Consider the following 18,249-nt stretch of genomic DNA (forward strand, 5'->3'; position numbering starts at 1 on the left):
AGTGCAAAGGCAAAAGGGAGCTTGACTGCGAGACTGACAAGTCGAGCAGGGACGAAAGTCGGGCTTAGTGATCCGGTGGTACCGCATGGAAGGGCCATCGCTCAACGGATAAAAGCTACCCTGGGGATAACAGGCTTATCTCCCCCAAGAGTCCACATCGACGGGGAGGTTTGGCACCTCGATGTCGGCTCATCGCATCCTGGGGCTGAAGTAGGTCCCAAGGGTTGGGCTGTTCGCCCATTAAAGCGGTACGCGAGCTGGGTTCAGAACGTCGTGAGACAGTTCGGTCCCTATCTGTCGTGGGCGTAGGAAATTTGAGAGGAGCTGTCCTTAGTACGAGAGGACCGGGATGGACGCACCGCTGGTGTACCAGTTGTTCCGCCAGGAGCACAGCTGGGTAGCTAAGTGCGGACGGGATAAGCGCTGAAAGCATCTAAGCGTGAAGCCCCCCTCAAGATGAGATTTCCCAATTAGTAAGACCCCTTGAAGACGACGAGGTTGATAGGCCTGAGGTGGAAGTGCAGCAATGTATGGAGCTGACAGGTACTAATCGGTCGAGGGCTTATCCAAATTCATCTAAAAGGCAAATTTGTTTCGTATCCAGTTTTCAAGGATTAACCTTGAATTTATGGCTTGGAGAGATACCCAAGTGGCTATAAGGGGACCCTCTGCTAAGGGGTTAGACTGCGTAAGCGGTGCGAGGGTTCGAATCCCTCTCTCTCCGCCATTTGTACAAGTTTATTATATGGCGGCGTAGCTCAGCTGGCTAGAGCGTACGGTTCATACCCGTGAGGTCGGGGGTTCGATCCCCTCCGCCGCTACCAACAATTTTGATTTGGAGGCTTAGCTCAGCTGGGAGAGCATCTGCCTTACAAGCAGAGGGTCGGGGGTTCGATCCCCTCAGCCTCCACCATGAACTATTCATATTATTCTTTTGCACTGTGCCGGTGTAGCTCAATTGGTAGAGCAACTGACTTGTAATCAGTAGGTTGGGGGTTCAAGTCCTCTCGCCGGCACCATGAAGTACCTTCTTACTGCGGAGCCGTGGTGTAGAGGCCTAACATGCCTGCCTGTCACGCAGGAGACCGCGGGTTCGAATCCCGTCGGCTCCGCCATTTACATTATTGAATATTTCCACAATGAAGTGGGAAAGTTACCAACTTAACCGCTTTATTTTTTTGACCAAATTACATACGGCTCGGTAGCTCAGTCGGTAGAGCAGAGGACTGAAAATCCTCGTGTCGGCGGTTCGATTCCGTCCCGAGCCACTTTTATGCCCCCTTTTGGATCGTAACCGGTCAAGAAGGGCAGCATATATCACATGGAGGCTTAGCGAAGTGGCCAAACGCAGCAGACTGTAAATCTGTTCTCTGACGAGTTCGGTGGTTCGAATCCATCAGCCTCCACCAGTTTTTATGAGCCATTAGCTCAGTTGGTAGAGCACCTGACTTTTAATCAGGGTGTCGAAGGTTCGAGTCCTTCATGGCTCATCAAAAGTCGTTGACCTTTGGGTTGGCGGCTTTTTTAGTTTATAGAATTTATAATAAAACTTTCGCAAAGCCAAAATAGGCTTAACCGCTGTTGCTGTACAGACGGAGTACGAAGAAAATCTTAGCCTATTTATTTGGCTCAACCTAAAAATCGGTGTTTGATGGTCGGTTATGGAACGGGGGACTTCATCCAGGGCTTGCTAAGGGACCGGAGCGCCCTTATTTGTCCGAAAGCTAAATATATGCCTAATAAGGCCAAATAAGGTCAATGGGGTCCGTTAGCCGCCTCACGTACTCCGAATAGTTTTGTTCAGCCTCTGCCAAGCCCTGAACGAGTAGACCGGGATGGACGCTTTCGGTTTTGATCCATTTATTTTGCCTTGTGGGCTGGTCGGATGGCGGGCAAAAATGTGCTTGATCGGCCCCACTTCTGACCATGAATTGCAAATCATACAACTAACTTTATATCCATTTAACCAATCATTCGTTTAATTGCATTTCATACATCTATTTCCTCGTTTCTTTGCCTCATTCTTCGAAAGATAGCGGAGTAACTGCAGGTTTTACACTTAATCAAGCGCAGTGGCCGCATTTCCGGATAAGTAACTGTATATTTTGCAACTATTCCATTCAACAATAGATCTCAAGAAAGTTGGAGTAGGGAGCAGGTACGCTCGAGTGGGGCGATCGCTTTGCTACAACGGCTTGCTGAAGATGATCCACGAAGTCGCCTCGAAAACCGGGAATAACTTTCTCACCGGGGATAGCTTCCTCCTACAATCCAGTATTAACTCCAGATCCAGGATAGCCACTTTTCTTATTGTATAATGAGTTGGATCATCGCTGCCCCTTTAATTGGAAAAATCCATTAGATTGACCGATGTCGAACGTAATTTTGAAACTTTATTGGAAATATCCAATCAAGCTGCTGCATCCCAATGAATTTTCAAATCAATTGGATATTTCCAATCAGAGCGTTCAAATTTATGGTTAAAAGCCCGGTTATGATAAAATAAAATGGCGAACGCTAAAATGGAAAGATGGGAAAGGCGTAATCATGGAGATCAAAAAGCTGAAGCAGCAAGTGGAGGGTATCATCGGCACTTCAATTACAGAGTCAACTTGGGATGTTCAAGTTTGGCGCGAGTCCGTAGAAGCCAGCGGCATTGCGGGAAACGGGCCCGTACGCAAGGATGGCCGGGTTGTCTGGCTTTGGAACACGAAGGCGGACGCCGTTCAGGTGTTGGAGACGGATGTGGGACAAGTGACGGATGCGGAAGCGCTGCTGATTCAGTTGTTGTTATCCGCGGCGCGCGATCAGCGGTCTCAAACCTTCCCTTTAAAACAGGATGATGAATCCCGGAGTATCCAGCTTGGAGAATGGTTGCTCGAACGTATGAGCCGTCATGAAGTCAACCTTTCCGTTCCGGCCGCATTCCCGATCAAGTCCCGGTTAAAAGGACACATGCTTCCCTTTCTGTTAAGTTGGGACCATGCAGGCCAGGGGCAGACAGTATCGTTTGCAAAACTCCATAAACTGCTGCGCAGTTATTTTGGCGGGGATATTGTGTTAGTTCCGCTTAAAGAGGAATGGCTGATCCTGCTTGGGGAAGAACTTTTGGCGAATCTGCGCGAAGAAAGCGAAGAGGCCGCCGAGACGGAAAGGGATATGCTCGGAGCGTTATGTCAGGGACTGTACGAACTTATTACGAATGAATGGGTCGGCGGAATACATATCGCTGTAGGCAACGCGTTGGTGGAAGAAAGGGAACTGACGTCGGCTGCATTGGCGCTGCGCCAGACTATGACCCTGGGCCGCATTTTTAATGTTGCGAATAAAATTCACCTGCCGTGGGAGTTAAAGCTGGAGCAGCTGGTGTACAGCATTCCGGAAAATGAGAGACTGCATTTTATCGAAGAAACCGGGGATCACGCCAAAGTATTCGAAGATGAGGAGACGCTGACGACGCTGGAAACTTTTTTTGAACTGGACTGCAACGTCAGCGAAACCGCGAAGCGTTTATATATTCACCGAAACACGCTGCTGTACCGGATCGATAAATTCAAGCAGGAAACGGGACTGGATGTCAGGACATTTCACGACGCCGTTTTGGTGAAGCTGGAGCTCTTATTGTATAAAGTGACGAAAACCCGCTAGTTTTTTTGTGCAGTTTGTGGATGGATGGGCCGCCTCCTATCGATTAAGATATAAATATAAAATGTATCCGATTACATGAAGCTGATAGCATCATACTAAATTCATTTAACGGGAGGCCAAAATCCATGGCAGGCGTACGTTTAGAACACATTTTCAAGAAATATCCGGGTGCCGACAAGGCAACAGTAGCAGACATCAACCTCGACATTAAAGATAAAGAATTCCTCGTGCTGGTCGGACCGTCCGGTTGCGGTAAATCCACGACCCTTCGGATGATCGCTGGCCTTGAAGAAATTACCGACGGCAAATTGTACATCGGTGACCGCGTCGTGAACGACGTAGCTCCGAAAGACCGCGACATCGCGATGGTGTTCCAATCCTACGCTTTGTATCCGCACATGAACGTGTATCAAAACATGGCGTTTGGTTTGAAACTGCGTAAAGTGAAGAAAGACGAAATCGACCGCCGCGTTCGCGAAGCGGCAAAAATCCTCGATATCGAGCATTTGCTGGACCGCAAACCGAAGGCTCTGTCAGGTGGTCAACGTCAACGGGTTGCCTTGGGCCGCGCCATCGTCCGCGATCCTCAAGTGTTCTTGATGGACGAACCGCTTTCCAACTTGGACGCTAAACTGCGCGGTCAAATGCGCGCCGAAATCACGAAGCTCGTTAAACGTCTGGAAACGACTTGCATCTACGTAACACATGACCAAATTGAAGCTATGACGATGGGCGACCGGATTGTTGTTATGCATGACGGTATCATCCAACAAGCCGCTTCTCCGGAAGAGCTGTACAACCAGCCAGGGAACATTTTCGTGGCCGGATTTATCGGTTCGCCTACGATGAACTTCGTAAACGGTAATTTGGTGGAAGAAGCCGGCGCCGTTCGATTCAGATCGACTAATCTGGATGTCGTTGTGCCTCAAGGCAAAGCTACCATTCTGAAAGATAAAGGCTATATCGGCAAAGACGTGATCATGGGGATCCGTCCGGAAGATATTCATGAAGAGCCGGTATTCCTGGAAGCTTCTCCGCAAACGGCTTTCACCGCAAACGTGTACCTGACGGAAAACCTGGGTCACGAAATGCAATTGTACCTGAACGGCGCAGGCAGCGACACTTTGATCGCTCGCGTGGACGGCCGCTCCAATACACGTGAAGGCGACAACGTGAAACTGGCCATCGATATGAACAAAATTCATATCTTTGACAAAGAAACGGAACGCAACGTATTTTTCGGCTAATTCGTTAGACAACTAAGAAGAAACCGTCCTTCGGGGCGGTTTTTTTGCTGTTATCGGGAAAATGTTGTTGTTGGGCCGGCAGAAATAGCGCGCGGAGAACGAATGACGATGATCTAACAATGGGATATTGCCGCGAAGATTGATTTACGTTGCAATTTCCATTACGATGAATACATTGGAAGATCTAAGCCTATGGTGAATTTGTGTTGTTTTACACTGGATATTGGTACTGAAGACTAGGACAGACTGTTTAGTTTGGACCGCGTGCAGGGGAAAGGAAGAACAACATGGTTAAAAAAGTAAAGGTGTCGGAATTGGTCAACCAATTCGGGCTCGAGGTTGTTTCCGGAGAGCAGGGATTAAAACGGGCGATTACGGTGGATGATCTGTATCGCCCAGGCTTGGAAATGGCCGGCTATTTTGAATATCATCCGCCGGAGCGGGTGCAGATTTTGGGGAAGACGGAATTGGCTTTCTACGAAATGCTTCCGGCGAACGAACGAAAGGAACGGATGGAACGATTGTGCAGCAGCGATGAGACGCCTTGCATCATCGTCACCCGCTCCTGGGAAGTGCCGGAGGAGCTCATCCAAATCAGCTCGATTAAGCAAATCCCCGTGCTGCGAAGCAGTATGGCGACAACGATCCTGTCAAGCCGGATTACCAGCTTCCTGGAGCGGAAGTTGGCGCCTACGGCAACGATTCACGGAGTGCTTGTCGATGTGTACGGGGTCGGTATGCTCATTACCGGCAGCAGCGGCATCGGGAAAAGCGAAACGGCGCTGGAATTGGTGAAGCGCGGCCACCGTCTGATTGCCGACGATGCCGTGGAAATCCGCCAAACGTCCGACAATCAGCTGCACGGTTCGGCGCCTGAACTGATCAGGCATCTGCTGGAAATCCGCGGGGTCGGGATCATTAACGTTATGACGTTGTTTGGCGCCGGGGCGATCCGCAACAACAAACGGATACAGCTGGTCGTTAAGCTGGAGGCCTGGCAGCAGGAGAAACAGTATGACCGGCTGGGACTGGATGAGGAAACGACGCGCATCATCGACACCGATGTGCCGCTGGCTACGATTCCAGTGCGTCCCGGACGGAACCTCGCCGTGATCCTTGAGGTTGCCGCAATGAACTTCCGCCTCAAACGGATGGGGTATAACGCGGCGCTGCAATTTACGACGAAGCTTACGGAGACGATAGCCGAAGATATCGACGATTTGGATTAGGAGCGTGAACGATGGGTACCTTGTTATTGGACCCGATAGCTTTTTCTATCGGTGCTTTGAATGTGCATTGGTATGGCCTGATTTTGGGGAGCGCCGCATTGGTTGGACTTCTGCTGGCGCTCCGCGAGGGGAAACGCTTCGGTATTCCCCAGGAATTTTTTATGGACTTGCTGCTCCTTGGCGTACCTTCGGCCATTATCGGCGCGAGAATTTATTTTGTCGCGTTTAAATGGGAAGACTATAAGGACAACCTGTGGGATATTTTTAAAATCTGGAACGGCGGCATCGCCATCTACGGTGCACTGATCGGCGCCATAATATGCGCGGTCATCTTCGTGCGGCGCCGCGGGTACAACTTTTGGCGGATCGCCGACATTTGCGCGCCTTCCCTGATCATCGGACAAATGATTGGACGCTGGGGCAACTTTGTGAACCAGGAAGCCTATGGCGGACCGACGACGGAAAGCTTTTTGCTCGACCATCTGAACCTGCCGTCCTTTATCGTCAATCAGATGAATGTGGCCGGGACCTATCATCATCCCACATTTTTATATGAATCGTTGTGGAACTTGGCGGGCCTTGTTTTGCTGCTGATTTTGCGCAGACAGAAATTTTTGCGGGCCGGGGAGCTGTTTGCTTCCTACTTTATCTGGTATTCCATCGGCCGCTTCTTCATCGAAGCATTGCGTACGGACAGCTTGGCGTTTCAAGGTGCGGCTTGGCTGGCTGCGTTCGTTAATGGTCTGTGGGCGCCGATGACCTGGCTCGGCTTTGAACAAGGGTATCTTGCTCCTTCTTACGGCAACGTGAGAATATCGCAGCTGCTTGCCCTGCTTATTGTGGTGGCCGCCGTAGCGTTTATGATTGTCCGCCGCCGAACCGTACGGGATTTGCCGCATTACAGCGATCCGATCGTTTCGACCAAAGCGGCCGCAGCGGAAAAATTGTCGGAGGTGGAGTCGGACGAACCGGAACAAGCCGAGTCTATTTCCGATAAAACGAAGGAACTGACGGACAGCCCAGAAGAGAAAAAGGAGTAGCTGCTGCATGATCGACACGGTGCTATTTGACCTCGATGGAACGATTATTGATACGAATGAATTGATCATTACGACTTTTCTGCATGTCATTCAGAAAAATCAGTTGCGTCCTCACACCCGGGAGGAAATCATCCCGTACATGGGGCTGACGCTTGAGCACCAGCTGCAAGTTTTCTCGGGCCGGGAAGAGGTTGCGGACCTGGTCGCCGATTACCGGAAATACAACCGGGAGCGTCACGACGAACTGGTCGGGGAGTTTCCGTATGTCCAGGAAGTGATCGGTAAGCTCCATGCGCAAGGGATTACGCTTGGCGTGGTGACGACGAAGATAAGGGAGACAGCCATGCTCGCCTTGGAACGGTTCGGGCTGCTTAAGTACATGAAAGCGATTGTGACGGTGGAGGATGTCCAGCATCCGAAGCCTCATCCCGAGCCGATTTTGACGGCGCTGGAGAAGCTTAAGGCCAATCCGGAACGGACATTAATGGTCGGGGACAGCGCGGCCGATCTGCAGTGCGCGCATGCCGCCGGGGTTCTTTCGGCAGGTGTGGCTTGGTCGCTTAAAGGCGTGGAGGAGCTGCAAAAACACGAGCCTGATTATATCCTGAAAGACATGACCGATTTGTACGGTGTATTAGGTTGGGAGCCCGTGAACCAGTGAGAAAGGTGAAGCGTCATCCGGTCGAAGGACCAAACGCATTGTGGCAACTGTACCGGACGGTAAGTCCGTGGAAGGGCGTGCGGAATTTTATTTTTATCCAATTTGCGCGTTATTGTCCGGTACTATCCTTAAAAAATGCAATTTATCGCCGCATTCTCGGCATGAAGGTCGGAGAGCACACCGCTTTTGGCCTGATGGTGATGGTGGATGTGTTTTTTCCGGAATTGATTAAGATCGGACGGAATTCGGTCATCGGCTACAATACGACCCTTCTGGCGCACGAGTACTTGATTAAAGAGTATCGGCTAGGCGAAGTGCATATTGGCGACGAGGTGCTGATCGGGGCTAATTGCACGATTTTGCCGGGCGTGACGATCGGGGACGGCGCGGTGGTCGCCGCCGGGTCGGTGGTACATAAGGATGTGCCCGCGGGCGCTTTTGTTGGCGGAAATCCGTTGCGGCTGCTGGAGCGGAAAAGCCCGGAGGGAGCGGACCCTGAGGGGAAGTAATACTCAAGTAAATCCAGATCGAAAAAAGCCGCCTCAAGGTCAGATAACAATCTGTCTTGAGGCGGCTTTTTTTCGTGGAAATCGGCGCTCGGCACACCCGGCTCTCCAGTCTTTCGCTAACGGTTGTAATCACGCTTATTTAGCTGAAAAGACGGGGATTCAATTTCTAACGGTTGCAGGTGCGCTTATTGGGGTGAAAAAGGCCCGAATCCATAGAAATAGGGCAAAATAAGCTCTATAGCAACCGTTACAACGACAGCCTCGCTAAAGGGCGGCGACTTCCGTTATTTTAATTTAATTTTGAATTCCTGGGGTTGATTGTCGCTTGTCCCCCAGCCGTCAACTTGCAGGGTGACTTCGTTCCAATCCTCGTAATAAAGACTGTCAAATACGATGGCTGATAATAAAGTATCGGCTTCATTTTGACCTTCACTGTAAATTGCGGTTCTCGATTTGATGTAATATCGGAACTGCTTCTCCCGTTTTTCCCCCAAGTAAAGCTTGGCTTGCATATTCGCTGGCTCATAAATGCTGACGGTTACTTTCGGATCAAACCGGATGGTTGTGCTTAAGGGCCGAAGGATCACGTCGCCGATGGTAATATGCCGTCCGCCGATCTTCGCGGATTGATTCACAGGGATGGTTCGTTCCAAACCGGCGTATCGGCGGGTATCCAATTCGATGGGAATTTTAACGCTGGATTCATCCTTATAAATAAATTCTGTGCCAGCCGCGAAAATGATATGCCCAGGCGTAGTGTCTGAAAAGGTTAGTCTAATAAAGCCGTGTTTAATTCGTTCCGTATTATTTACGGAAGAATTACTTTCGTTCCAAATATCAGGCACAATCAGGAGATTCCCATCCGTATCAAAAAAATCGATATACATATCTTTGGACTGGTCCGAACCTGATAAATTTTCCAAAGTGTAAAATACGATCATCGTCTCGTTGTCCGCCAACACCCCGTCCACGGTAACCTTATAGCCCTCGACTTCCGCCGACTTATTGATTGGCTGATACAAGCCTTGGTCCGCGGCCTGCTCCATCGGGGTCGTCATTTGGCTTAAGACATAGCCGGGAATTCCGGGTGGGCTGCTCATGACGGTAGATGTACCGGGCATGGTCCAGACCGGCCAAACGGCTGCAATCAGCAGGCAGCAAGCCAACAGACCGGCCGCTACCGCCCCGCGCTGCACCGCCCGCTTGCGGCGAGCATTCTTGCCGCGCGCAAGCCCGGCCCCAATAGCGGATGCCAGTGCGCCTTCGGATATTTGCTGCTCCGCCTGACGGGCGCCGTCAAAATAACGGACCAGCTGATTTTCCCTCGTTTCGACCATAATACAACTCACCTCCTATGCTCATGTGGCGGCGAAGCTGCTTAAGCCCCTGATGAAGCCACGATTTGACGGTGCCTTCCGGGCAGTCCAGCACCCGCGCAATTTCCGCTAACGTCATGTCCTGGTAATATTTCAAGGTGATCACATGGCGGTACTTCGGTTTCAGCCGGTCCAGCGCCGAATCCAAATCGAGTTTGTATACGCTGACCATCTCTCCGTTTCCCTGCAGCGAAGCCGAAACGAACGGAAGAACCCGTTTCCGTCTTTTCAGCTCGTCGATGCAGCAATGGATTAGAATGCGGATCAGCCAGGGGATAAAAGCGCCCGGATCCTTTAAACGCCGGCATTTCACCCAAGCCTTGCACACGGTCTCCTGGATCGCCTCGAGCGCGTCCGGCTCGCTGCGTAAATAGCTGTACGCGATGCCGTAAAGCTTTCGCTGATGCGCGGCGATCAACCGGCAAAAGGCTTGTTCATCCCCCTTGCAGGCAGCGGCGGCCCATTCTCTCTCTTCCACAAGCGGGCTCCTTCCCTTTCTACTAATTCATGGAGCGCCGATGCAATCCCGGCCGGGTAATTCAACGCTCAATATAAAGACGCCGTAAGGAAGGAAACGGTTTTAAGTAAAGGCTTAAGTAAAGGAAAAAGTTTGTCAATTTGAAAAGAGGTTTTGAAAACACAAGGAGATGCGAGTATAGTAAATAAGGCGGCGAATGTAACCTTTTCATGCAAATGAGCGTCTAATTTCATGGGTAAACGTATTTTTTACATAACGATTAGGAGTTGATCTAGTGAACAAAGTGGTCAAGGAGCGATTGCCACAGCTCGACATATTTCGCGCAATTGCCATCTTTGCCGTCATTCAGGTGCATGCTTCTTCATTTGCGGCTGCGGAGCAAGCTCTGAATTCACCCATCTATTATTTTTATAGTTGGATGAACATCTTTTTTAAGTTTGGTACCCCAACGTTTATATTTTTGAGCAGCTTCGTTCTTTTCTATAATTACTATGACCGGCCGCTCAATAAGGAGCTGATCGGAGGGTTTTACAAGAAGCGGCTGCTTAATATTATCCTGCCGTACATTTTGGTTTCCTGTTGTTATTTTTTGGTGGTGGCAATCCAGCGTCATGATCTTATCAACAACTCGAAAATGTATGAATTGCAAAAACTGATCAAGGGATTGTTAACGGGTACGTCGTACACCCATTTGTATTTCGTATTTATCAGCATCCAGTTTTATATCCTGTTCCCGCTCCTGCTCTGGCTGTTCAAGTCGTTCCGCAACAACAAGGTGCTGATCGGGCTGATTTTGCCGGCGGGACTGGCCATCCAATGGGGTTTCGTGTTCTTGAACAAATACCAGCTTCATTTGCCGAATAAGGGAAGTTACGCTCCGACCTATATGGCGTATTACTTTATGGGGGCCGTGGTCGCCATCTGCTTTGACCGGATCAAGGGTTGGCTGCAGACCGACTGGCGGGATATGGCCAAAACGCAGCGGATATTAACGGCCGCGGTGTGGCTCGGATGGCTGGCGGTCGCGTTTTCCCATATCCAGCTGTGGCATACCTACCGACTGGGACTAAGCAGGCCCAACACGTTTTGGTTCGAACTGGCCTGGAATGTGCAGGCCATGTTCTCGGCGATGGTGCTGATGAGGGCGGCCTTTTTCATTCACCGCAAGGGTTCGGCGTTTTGGATAAAAGCGCTGACCCGATTGGGCGAGCTGTCGTTTGCCATCTATTTGTTCCATCCGGCCGTTTTGCTCGTATACCGGGTATTCCGCACGAATAAAAATCTGCCCGGAGATTCGCCGCTCTACTTGCCGTACATCATCGGCGGGTCCTTGTGCGCCTTGTTTATCTCTTGGGTTTTCGTGCAATTTTGCTTCCGCAGATTGCCTTTTGCCTGGGTGTTCCTGGGGAACGTCCCCGCTTCCTTGCGCAAAAAGAAACTGCCGAAACAGCCTGACGGCGGCCAAACTCCGTCGGTTAACGCGAATATGTGATACGCTTCAAAGACCCGGCCCGGGATGGCCGGGCTTTCTTTTTGTCCGGATTCGGGAATAATGAAGAGATGGACGTTATGCTTTGAAATTGGCCGCGGCGCATTGACGGTTTCAAAAAAAATATGATAATATAGATCAAACACTTTAATTTGTTAGCACTTTAATATAATAAAGCGAGTTGTGAACGGGTGAGGTGAAGGGGTTGTCTAAACCAAAAGGATTTGAGAAGCCCGCCGGCGTCCGGGATTATCTGCCTTTCGCCGTGGATAAGCTGCGGGCGATCGAGCGGCGCGTCCTCGACTGCATGGAGGGCTGGGGATACCGGCAAATCATGACGCCGACGATGGAATATTACGATACGGTGGGCGTGGCCAGTTCGACATCGGATCAGAAGCTGTTTAAACTGTTGAATAACCGGGGAACGACGATGGTTCTTCGTTCGGATATGACGGCTCCGATCGCTCGGGTCGTTGCTTCGCTGCTCAAGGAAGAGCCGCTTCCTTTAAGATTGTCTTACCATGCGAACGTATTCCGGGCGATCGAAGAAGAGGCGGGGAAGGAAGCCGAGTTTTATCAAACCGGCGTGGAGCTTGTCGGCGACGACTCGCCCGACGCGGACGCGGAGGTGGTCGCGCTGGCGGTGGCTTCATTACAGGCGGCCGGGGTCAGATCGTTTAAAATCGCTTTGGGGCATGTCGGTTTTCTGAACGGGCTGCTGGAGGAAGCGGTGCCCGGACGAGAGGACATCCGCGATGCGCTCAAAGACGGGCTGCTGCACCGCGATTTCGTCGGCTACCGCGAAACGCTCGCCGAGCTTGCTTTGGAGGAGCGGCAGCATGCCGTGCTGGAAGGGATTTTACGCCTGCGGGGGAGCAAGGAGATTTGCGGCCAGGCGCTGGAGCTGAGCGAAAATCCGACCGCCCAGGCGGCGGTAGAGCATCTTAGCCGCGTTTGGGATGCGCTGGAGGATTTCGGCGTGGCCGAACATGTGATGATCGATCTGACGATGATCGGGGATTTTTCGTATTATACGGGCATGACGTTTGAAGGGTATGCCGCCGAGCTGGGGTTCCCGGTATGCAACGGCGGGCGGTACGACAATTTGCTGCAGCAGTTTGGGCGTCCGGCTCCGGCGACGGGCTTCTCGCTGAAAACGAACCGGATTTTGGACGGTGTCGATGGGATTTCGGCCGAGCGGGAGCTGCCGATCTTGCTGCAATACGATGCGCCGAACCGGAAGCGGGCTTTTGCCGAAGCGGAGCGGCTGCGCCAGGAAGGGCGCAATGTGCTGATGCGGCATGTGGGCGGGCCGGATGAGCTGTTGCCGGGGGACGATCAGGCGGAGCGCGCCCGTACGGGGCCGCTTGGCCCGTTGTACGGCGAAGTCCGCACGATCACGAGCTTTTGAACGGACTTTTCTTCGCGAGCAAAGGCAAGAAAGGAGGGCCATGGACTTGGGACAAATTATCAAAGTAGCGATGCCCAAGGGGCGTATTTATAAAAAGGCGGCGGCCCTGTTCCGCGAAGCGGGGATCGATATCCCGCACGACGTCGACGAGACGCGTAAGCTGGTCATTCCGCTGCCGGAGATCGGGATGGAATTTATTTTGGCGAAGCCGGTGGACGTCCCGACTTATGTGGAGTATGGGGTGACCGATATCGGCATCGTCGGCAAAGACGTGCTGATGGAGGAAAACCGGGATGTATACGAACTGCTCGATCTTGGAATCGCCCGCTGCCGCATGTCGGTGATCGCGCTGCCCGACTGGAAGCCCGGCATTCAGCAAAGAGTGGCGACGAAGTATCCGAACGTGGCGTCGCAGTTTTTCCGGGAGCATGGTCAGCAGGTGGAGGTCATTAAACTGAACGGCTCGATCGAGCTGGCGCCGCTAATCGGCCTCGCCGACCGCATTGTCGATATGGTGGAGACGGGACAGACGTTAAAGGAAAACGGGCTGGTCGAGCTTGAACGGATATTTGACATCACCAGCCGCCTGATCGCCAACCGGGTGAGCTACCGGATGAAAAACGCGGAAATCCAGGCGGTATGCGATGCGCTGGCCAAGGTGATCGTACGGGAACAGGTAAGGGCGTAAGCCGCGAGGCTGCGAAAGTTATGAAAAGCGAAATAAGTCGAGCTAAAGCTTAAGAACGGGAATTAGGCAAGAGGGGCCAATATTAATAGAAGGATGAACGAGGCGGGGGGAATGGCGAATGAAAATAGTGTCGGCGCGAGAGTTTGATTTGCGGCGGGAAGTCGAATACGGATCGCCGGAGCAAAACGAAACGGTGCGCTCGATCGTCAAAGCGGTCAAAGAGCAGGGGGACGCGGCTTTGCTGGCGTTTACGGAGCGGTTCGACGGTATGAAGCTTGACGCCGCTTCGCTGCGGGTGACGCAGGAGGAGCTGAAGGCGGCGTACGAGGCCGTGGAGCCGTCGTTCGTTCAGGCGATCGCGGCGGCGGCGGACAACATCCGCCGTTTTCACGTCCGGCAGAAGCGCAATTCGTGGATGGATCTGCAGCCGGACGGAAGCTTGCTGGGACAGATTATCCGCCCCTTAAAGCGGGTTGGTGTATACGTTCCCGGCGGGAAAGCGGCATATCCTTCCTCCGTGCTGATGAACGTCATCCCGGCGCAGGTAGCCGGCGTGCCGGAGATCGTGATGGTGACGCCGCCGGCGACGGGCGGCAAAGCGGGCATCGACCCGTACATTCTCGTAGCCGCCGCGGAGGCCGGCGTAAACGAAATTTACCGGGTCGGGGGGGCGCAAGCGATCGCCTCGCTCGCTTACGGCACGGACACGATCGCGCCCGTCGATAAAATCTGCGGGCCGGGCAACATCTACGTCGCGCTTGCCAAACGCGAAGTGTACGGCGCCGTCGATATCGACAGCATCGCCGGTCCGAGCGAAATCGCCGTGCTGGCCGACGACAGCGCCGATCCCGCCTATGTGGCGGCGGATCTGCTGTCCCAGGCCGAACACGACGAAATGGCGTCGGCGATCCTGGTGACGCCGTCGGAGGGGTTTGCGCAGGCGTGCCAAGCGGAGATCGCGCGGCAGCTTGCGGAATTGCCGCGGCGGGACATTGCCGGAGCGGCGATTGAACGGTACGGAGCGATCATCCTCGTCGACTCGGTTGAGGAAGGCATTCGCGCGATCAACCGGCTGGCGCCGGAGCATTTTGAACTGATCGTGGAGAATCCGATGAATTATCTCGGCCTGGTCGAAAACGCCGGGGCGATTTTTCTCGGCCCATATAGCTCGGAGCCGGTGGGCGATTATTACGCCGGTCCGAACCATATCATTCCGACGAACGGGACGGCAAGGTTTTCTTCGCCGGTCGATGTGGACGATTTTATCAAGAAATCGAGTTTGATTTACTACAGCAAGGAAGCGCTCCTGGAGAGCGGGGCGACGATCATGGAGCTGGCGCGCCGGGAAGGGCTGGAAGGCCATGCCCGGGCGATTGAAATCCGGCTGAATAAGGAAGGAAAGGCGGGGAATCAAGATGGCGGCAAACAAAGAAGCGGGAACGGTACGGAAATCCGGGGTGAGCCGGAAAACGAATGAAACGGACATTCAGTTGGAATTTGCCCTGGACGGCAGCGGTCAGACCCGTTTGGAGACGGATGTGCCGTTTCTGAACCACATGCTGGATTTGTTCACAAAGCATGGCCAATTCGATCTGGCGGTACGGGCTAACGGCGACATCGAGATCGACGACCACCATACGGTCGAGGATATCGGCATTTGCCTGGGTCAGGTGATCCGGGAAGCGCTCGGCGACAAAAAAGGCATCAAACGTTATGCCAGCGTTTTTATTCCGATGGATGAAGCGCTCGCCCAGGTCGTGATCGACGTCAGCAACCGTCCGCATTTTGAGTACCGTGCGGAGTATCCGTCGGACCGGGTCGGCAGCTTTGAGGTGCAGCTGGTGCACGAGTTTTTGTGGAAGTTGGCGCTGGAAGCGCGGATCACGCTGCACGTTATTGTCCATTATGGGCAAAATACGCATCATATGATCGAAGCGGTGTTTAAAGCGCTCGGCCGGGCGCTGGACGAGGCGACGGGCATCGATCCGCGTGTCAGCGGGGTGCCGTCGACGAAGGGAGTGCTGTAGCAATGAAGCTCGCGATCGTCGATTACGGCATGGGCAATCTGCACAGCGTGGGCAAAGCGGTGGAGCGCCTCGGCTACGAGGGGATCGTCACCGGGGACGAGGCGCGGGTTTTGGCGGCGGACGGTGTGCTGCTGCCGGGCGTCGGCGCTTTCGGGGACGCGATGGAGCATCTGCGCGCGTCGGGCCTGGACGCCGTGGTGCGGCAGGCGGCGGGGAGCGGCAAACCGCTGCTTGGCATCTGCCTCGGGATGCAGCTGCTCTTCGACGAGAGCGAAGAGCATGGAAGGAACGAGGGCCTTGGCTTGTTGCCGGGCAGGGCGGTGCGCTTTGCGGGCGGCGCGGGGTTGAAGGTGCCGCACATGGGCTGGAACCGGCTGGAATTCTTACAGCCGGAAAACCCGCTGCTCGCCGGGCTGGAGGAGGGGCACGTGTACTTCGTGCACTCCTACCATGTGCTGCCCGGGCGGCGGGAGGACCTGCTGGCGGTCACGGACTACGGCCACCCGGTCACGGCGATCGTCGGCCGCGGCAACGTGTACGGGATGCAGTTCCATCCCGAGAAAAGCGGCCAGCTTGGGATGGCGCTGCTGCGGAATTTTCTGGCGCTCGTGGAGCGCCGTGCCGGCAGCGGGGCGGGCAGCTTGCGGCGGTAGGCCGCGGCGAAGGCTGGCGGAGCGGCCCGGGCGGGCGGTGAGCGTAGGCAGCGGCGGCGCGAAAGCCGGTGGTCGCACGGCCGTAAGGCGGCAAGCACGGGCAGCCTGTGGCGGTAGGCCGCGGCGAAGGCTGGCGGAGACGGCCCGGGCGGGTGGCTAGCGTAGGCAGCGGCGGCGCGAAAGCCGGCGGTCGCACGGCTGTAAGGCGGCAAGCACGGGCAGCCTGCGGCGGTAGGCCGCGGCGAAGGCTGGAGGAGACGGCCCGGGCGGGCGGCTAGCGTAGGCAGCGGCGGCGCGAAAGCCGGCGGTCGCACGGCCGTAAGGCGGCGGCACAGGTAGCTTGCGGCAGCGGTGTGCGAGCGGTAGGTGGTGGCGGGGCAGGAGCACGTCTTGTGCGCTGGCAGTAACGTTGCACAAGACGATTCTAACGGTTGCCACAACCGCTATTTGCTCCAAAAACGTTGATTTCAAACTCTAACGGTTGCCATGGCGCTTATTTCGCTGAAATCCGGCTATTTTAACTAGATTAAGGCAAATAACGCTGCTCACAACCGTTAGAGTTTGGAAAAGGTCTTTTTTCGTAAAATAGCAGCTGCTACAACCGTTATTTCCGGCGGGCGTGGGTGATAGTCTATAGTATCGGCTCGAAAACCTGAGCTTTGGCGAAATCCGGAAAGTACGTATCAGGGCAACAAGTTGTCCTTGTGTAAGAGTTAATGCAGCGCTAGTGGATCGCTGCTGGCTCAGTAGCGGTAATTTTTGGCCTTATATGGGCTCGATTTCCGGCCTGGCCGTAAATAGCGGTAAAAAATGGTCTTATTTTCACGAGAGCGCTCCAAAAGGCCCCCCCAATCGCTCCCGTTTGAGAAAATAACGACAAAAATGTCCGCTATTTCGGGCCAGTCTCGGAAAAGTGCCAATATAGCGCCATAAATTACCTTTATTTTTCAAGGAAATTTATTTGCGGCGGGAGGAACTAAATCCGATGTCATCATCATTTACTATATATCCGGCAATCGACATTCGGGGCGGCCAGTGCGTCCGTCTCGTGCAGGGCGATTACGACCGGGAAACCGTATATAACGCTAATCCGGTGGAGGTGGCCAAGTCCTGGGAAGCCCAGGGCGGGGCGTTTATCCATGTGGTCGATTTGGACGGGGCCAAGGCCGGCCATCCCGTCAATGACGAGCTGATCGGCGAGATCGCCCGCAGTGTGCAGGTGCCCGTGCAGGTAGGCGGCGGGCTGCGCACGCTGGAGGACGTGAAACGGCTGCTGGCGCTGGGCGTCAGCCGGGTTATTCTCGGCACGGCGGCGATCGAGGACCGCGCTTTTACGGAAGCGGTGCTGGGCACCTACGGGGACAAAGCGGCGATCGGCATCGACGCCCGGAACGGGCTGGTGGCGACGCGCGGCTGGCTGGAAACGTCGGAGGTGCAGGCCGAAATGCTGGCAAAAGAGCTGGCGGGCAAAGGGGCGGAGACGTTTATTTTTACCGATATTTCCCGCGACGGGATGATGCAGGGGCCTAATGTTGAAGCGATTTTGTCGCTGGCCAAAGCTTCCGGCAAAACGGTGATCGCTTCCGGCGGTGTCACGGTGCAGGACGATCTGCTCCGCCTGGCCGCGCATGCGAACGAGGGCGTAGGCGGCGCGATCGTCGGCAAAGCGCTGTATACCGGCAACATCGAGCTGGCGCAGGCGATTGCCGCGATTCAAGCTTTGAAGTAGAGTGAGGCCGGGTTCTCAAGGCCATCCGATCCAAGTTCCAAGTGGGATTCAAGTTGAAATAGAA

At 53.8% G+C, this 18,249-nt stretch carries 15 protein-coding genes, 8 tRNA genes and 1 rRNA gene (1 of these 24 cut by a window edge); 22 read left to right on the forward strand and 2 right to left on the reverse strand.

The features are described from left to right. The 15 genes from EHV15_RS09505 to EHV15_RS09575 all read left to right on the forward strand — a co-directional run. Positions 1-570: ribosomal RNA gene (locus tag EHV15_RS09505) — 23S ribosomal RNA — on the forward strand (it extends 2,362 nt beyond the left edge of the window). Between the two features lie 65 nt (positions 571-635). Beyond that, positions 636-727 (forward strand) — tRNA-Ser (locus tag EHV15_RS09510). A 20-nt stretch (positions 728-747) separates the two neighbouring features. Continuing rightward, positions 748-824 (forward strand) — tRNA-Met (locus EHV15_RS09515). A 13-nt stretch (positions 825-837) separates the two neighbouring features. Further along, positions 838-913, forward strand: a tRNA-Val gene (locus EHV15_RS09520). Positions 914-943: 30 nt separating this feature from the next. Continuing rightward, positions 944-1,019, forward strand: a tRNA-Thr gene (locus tag EHV15_RS09525). A gap of 19 nt (positions 1,020-1,038) precedes the next feature. Then, positions 1,039-1,115: transfer RNA gene (locus EHV15_RS09530), tRNA-Asp, on the forward strand. 80 nt (positions 1,116-1,195) lie between these two features. After that, positions 1,196-1,268, forward strand: a tRNA-Phe gene (locus EHV15_RS09535). 55 nt (positions 1,269-1,323) lie between these two features. Continuing rightward, positions 1,324-1,409, forward strand: a tRNA-Tyr gene (locus EHV15_RS09540). 8 nt (positions 1,410-1,417) lie between these two features. Next, a tRNA-Lys gene (locus tag EHV15_RS09545) sits at positions 1,418-1,490 on the forward strand. Positions 1,491-2,547: 1,057 nt separating this feature from the next. Next, a complete protein-coding gene (locus EHV15_RS09550) occupies positions 2,548-3,648 on the forward strand; it encodes a PucR family transcriptional regulator (RefSeq protein WP_128630990.1) in 1,101 nt (366 codons plus the stop codon). Positions 3,649-3,773: 125 nt separating this feature from the next. Beyond that, complete coding sequence (locus tag EHV15_RS09555) at positions 3,774-4,895, forward strand: ABC transporter ATP-binding protein (RefSeq protein ID WP_128630991.1); 1,122 nt, start codon at positions 3,774-3,776, stop codon at positions 4,893-4,895. Positions 4,896-5,182: 287 nt separating this feature from the next. Continuing rightward, a complete protein-coding gene (hprK, locus tag EHV15_RS09560; protein ID WP_128630992.1) occupies positions 5,183-6,124 on the forward strand; it encodes an HPr(Ser) kinase/phosphatase in 942 nt (313 codons plus the stop codon). Positions 6,125-6,135: 11 nt separating this feature from the next. Then, entirely contained in the window at positions 6,136-7,164 is a 1,029-nt protein-coding gene (gene lgt / locus EHV15_RS09565) for a prolipoprotein diacylglyceryl transferase (protein ID WP_128630993.1), read from the forward strand. A 7-nt stretch (positions 7,165-7,171) separates the two neighbouring features. Continuing rightward, the gene (ppaX, locus tag EHV15_RS09570; protein ID WP_128630994.1) at positions 7,172-7,825 is read left to right on the forward strand and encodes a pyrophosphatase PpaX; all 654 of its coding nucleotides are present in this window, start codon (positions 7,172-7,174) and stop codon (positions 7,823-7,825) included. Further along, a complete protein-coding gene (locus EHV15_RS09575) occupies positions 7,822-8,334 on the forward strand; it encodes an acyltransferase (RefSeq protein ID WP_128630995.1) in 513 nt (170 codons plus the stop codon). The genes ppaX and EHV15_RS09575 overlap by 4 nt, the downstream gene beginning before the upstream one ends. Before the next feature lie 284 nt (positions 8,335-8,618). On the opposite strand, the gene EHV15_RS09580 is transcribed toward EHV15_RS09575, so the two are convergent. Continuing rightward, positions 8,619-9,671 (reverse strand): DUF4179 domain-containing protein, encoded by a 1,053-nt coding sequence (locus EHV15_RS09580; protein WP_128630996.1) that lies wholly within the window; start codon positions 9,669-9,671, stop codon positions 8,619-8,621. Next, positions 9,631-10,188: a sigma-70 family RNA polymerase sigma factor gene (locus tag EHV15_RS09585; protein WP_128630997.1), complete on the reverse strand. Its 558-nt coding sequence runs from the start codon at positions 10,186-10,188 to the stop codon at positions 9,631-9,633. The genes EHV15_RS09580 and EHV15_RS09585 overlap by 41 nt, the downstream gene beginning before the upstream one ends. A 274-nt stretch (positions 10,189-10,462) precedes the next feature. On the opposite strand from EHV15_RS09585, the gene EHV15_RS09590 reads away from it, so the two are divergent. The 7 genes from EHV15_RS09590 to hisA all read left to right on the forward strand — a co-directional run bounded on the left by EHV15_RS09590 (position 10,463) and on the right by hisA (position 18,185). Next, on the forward strand, positions 10,463-11,680 hold the full coding sequence (locus EHV15_RS09590) for an acyltransferase (RefSeq protein ID WP_128630998.1): 1,218 nt from the start codon (positions 10,463-10,465) through the stop codon (positions 11,678-11,680). A 202-nt stretch (positions 11,681-11,882) separates the two neighbouring features. Continuing rightward, positions 11,883-13,088, forward strand: coding sequence for an ATP phosphoribosyltransferase regulatory subunit (locus tag EHV15_RS09595; protein WP_128630999.1), 1,206 nt, complete (start codon positions 11,883-11,885; stop codon positions 13,086-13,088). A 46-nt stretch (positions 13,089-13,134) separates the two neighbouring features. Further along, positions 13,135-13,776, forward strand: coding sequence for an ATP phosphoribosyltransferase (gene hisG, locus EHV15_RS09600; RefSeq protein WP_128631000.1), 642 nt, complete (start codon positions 13,135-13,137; stop codon positions 13,774-13,776). A 118-nt stretch (positions 13,777-13,894) separates the two neighbouring features. Next, positions 13,895-15,253, forward strand: coding sequence for a histidinol dehydrogenase (gene hisD / locus EHV15_RS09605; RefSeq protein ID WP_128631001.1), 1,359 nt, complete (start codon positions 13,895-13,897; stop codon positions 15,251-15,253). Then, entirely contained in the window at positions 15,192-15,803 is a 612-nt protein-coding gene (gene hisB / locus EHV15_RS09610) for an imidazoleglycerol-phosphate dehydratase HisB (protein WP_128631002.1), read from the forward strand. The genes hisD and hisB overlap by 62 nt, the downstream gene beginning before the upstream one ends. Positions 15,804-15,805: 2 nt before the next feature. Then, positions 15,806-16,456, forward strand: a complete 651-nt coding sequence (hisH, locus tag EHV15_RS09615) for an imidazole glycerol phosphate synthase subunit HisH (protein ID WP_128631003.1) — start codon at positions 15,806-15,808, stop codon at positions 16,454-16,456. Positions 16,457-17,441: 985 nt separating this feature from the next. Further along, a complete protein-coding gene (gene hisA, locus EHV15_RS09620; protein WP_128631004.1) occupies positions 17,442-18,185 on the forward strand; it encodes a 1-(5-phosphoribosyl)-5-[(5-phosphoribosylamino)methylideneamino]imidazole-4-carboxamide isomerase in 744 nt (247 codons plus the stop codon). Positions 18,186-18,249 lie beyond the last annotated feature (64 nt).

This window comes from Paenibacillus oralis, from assembly GCF_003863965.1.
Taxonomy (GTDB): Bacteria; Bacillota; Bacilli; order Paenibacillales; family Paenibacillaceae; genus Fontibacillus; species Fontibacillus oralis.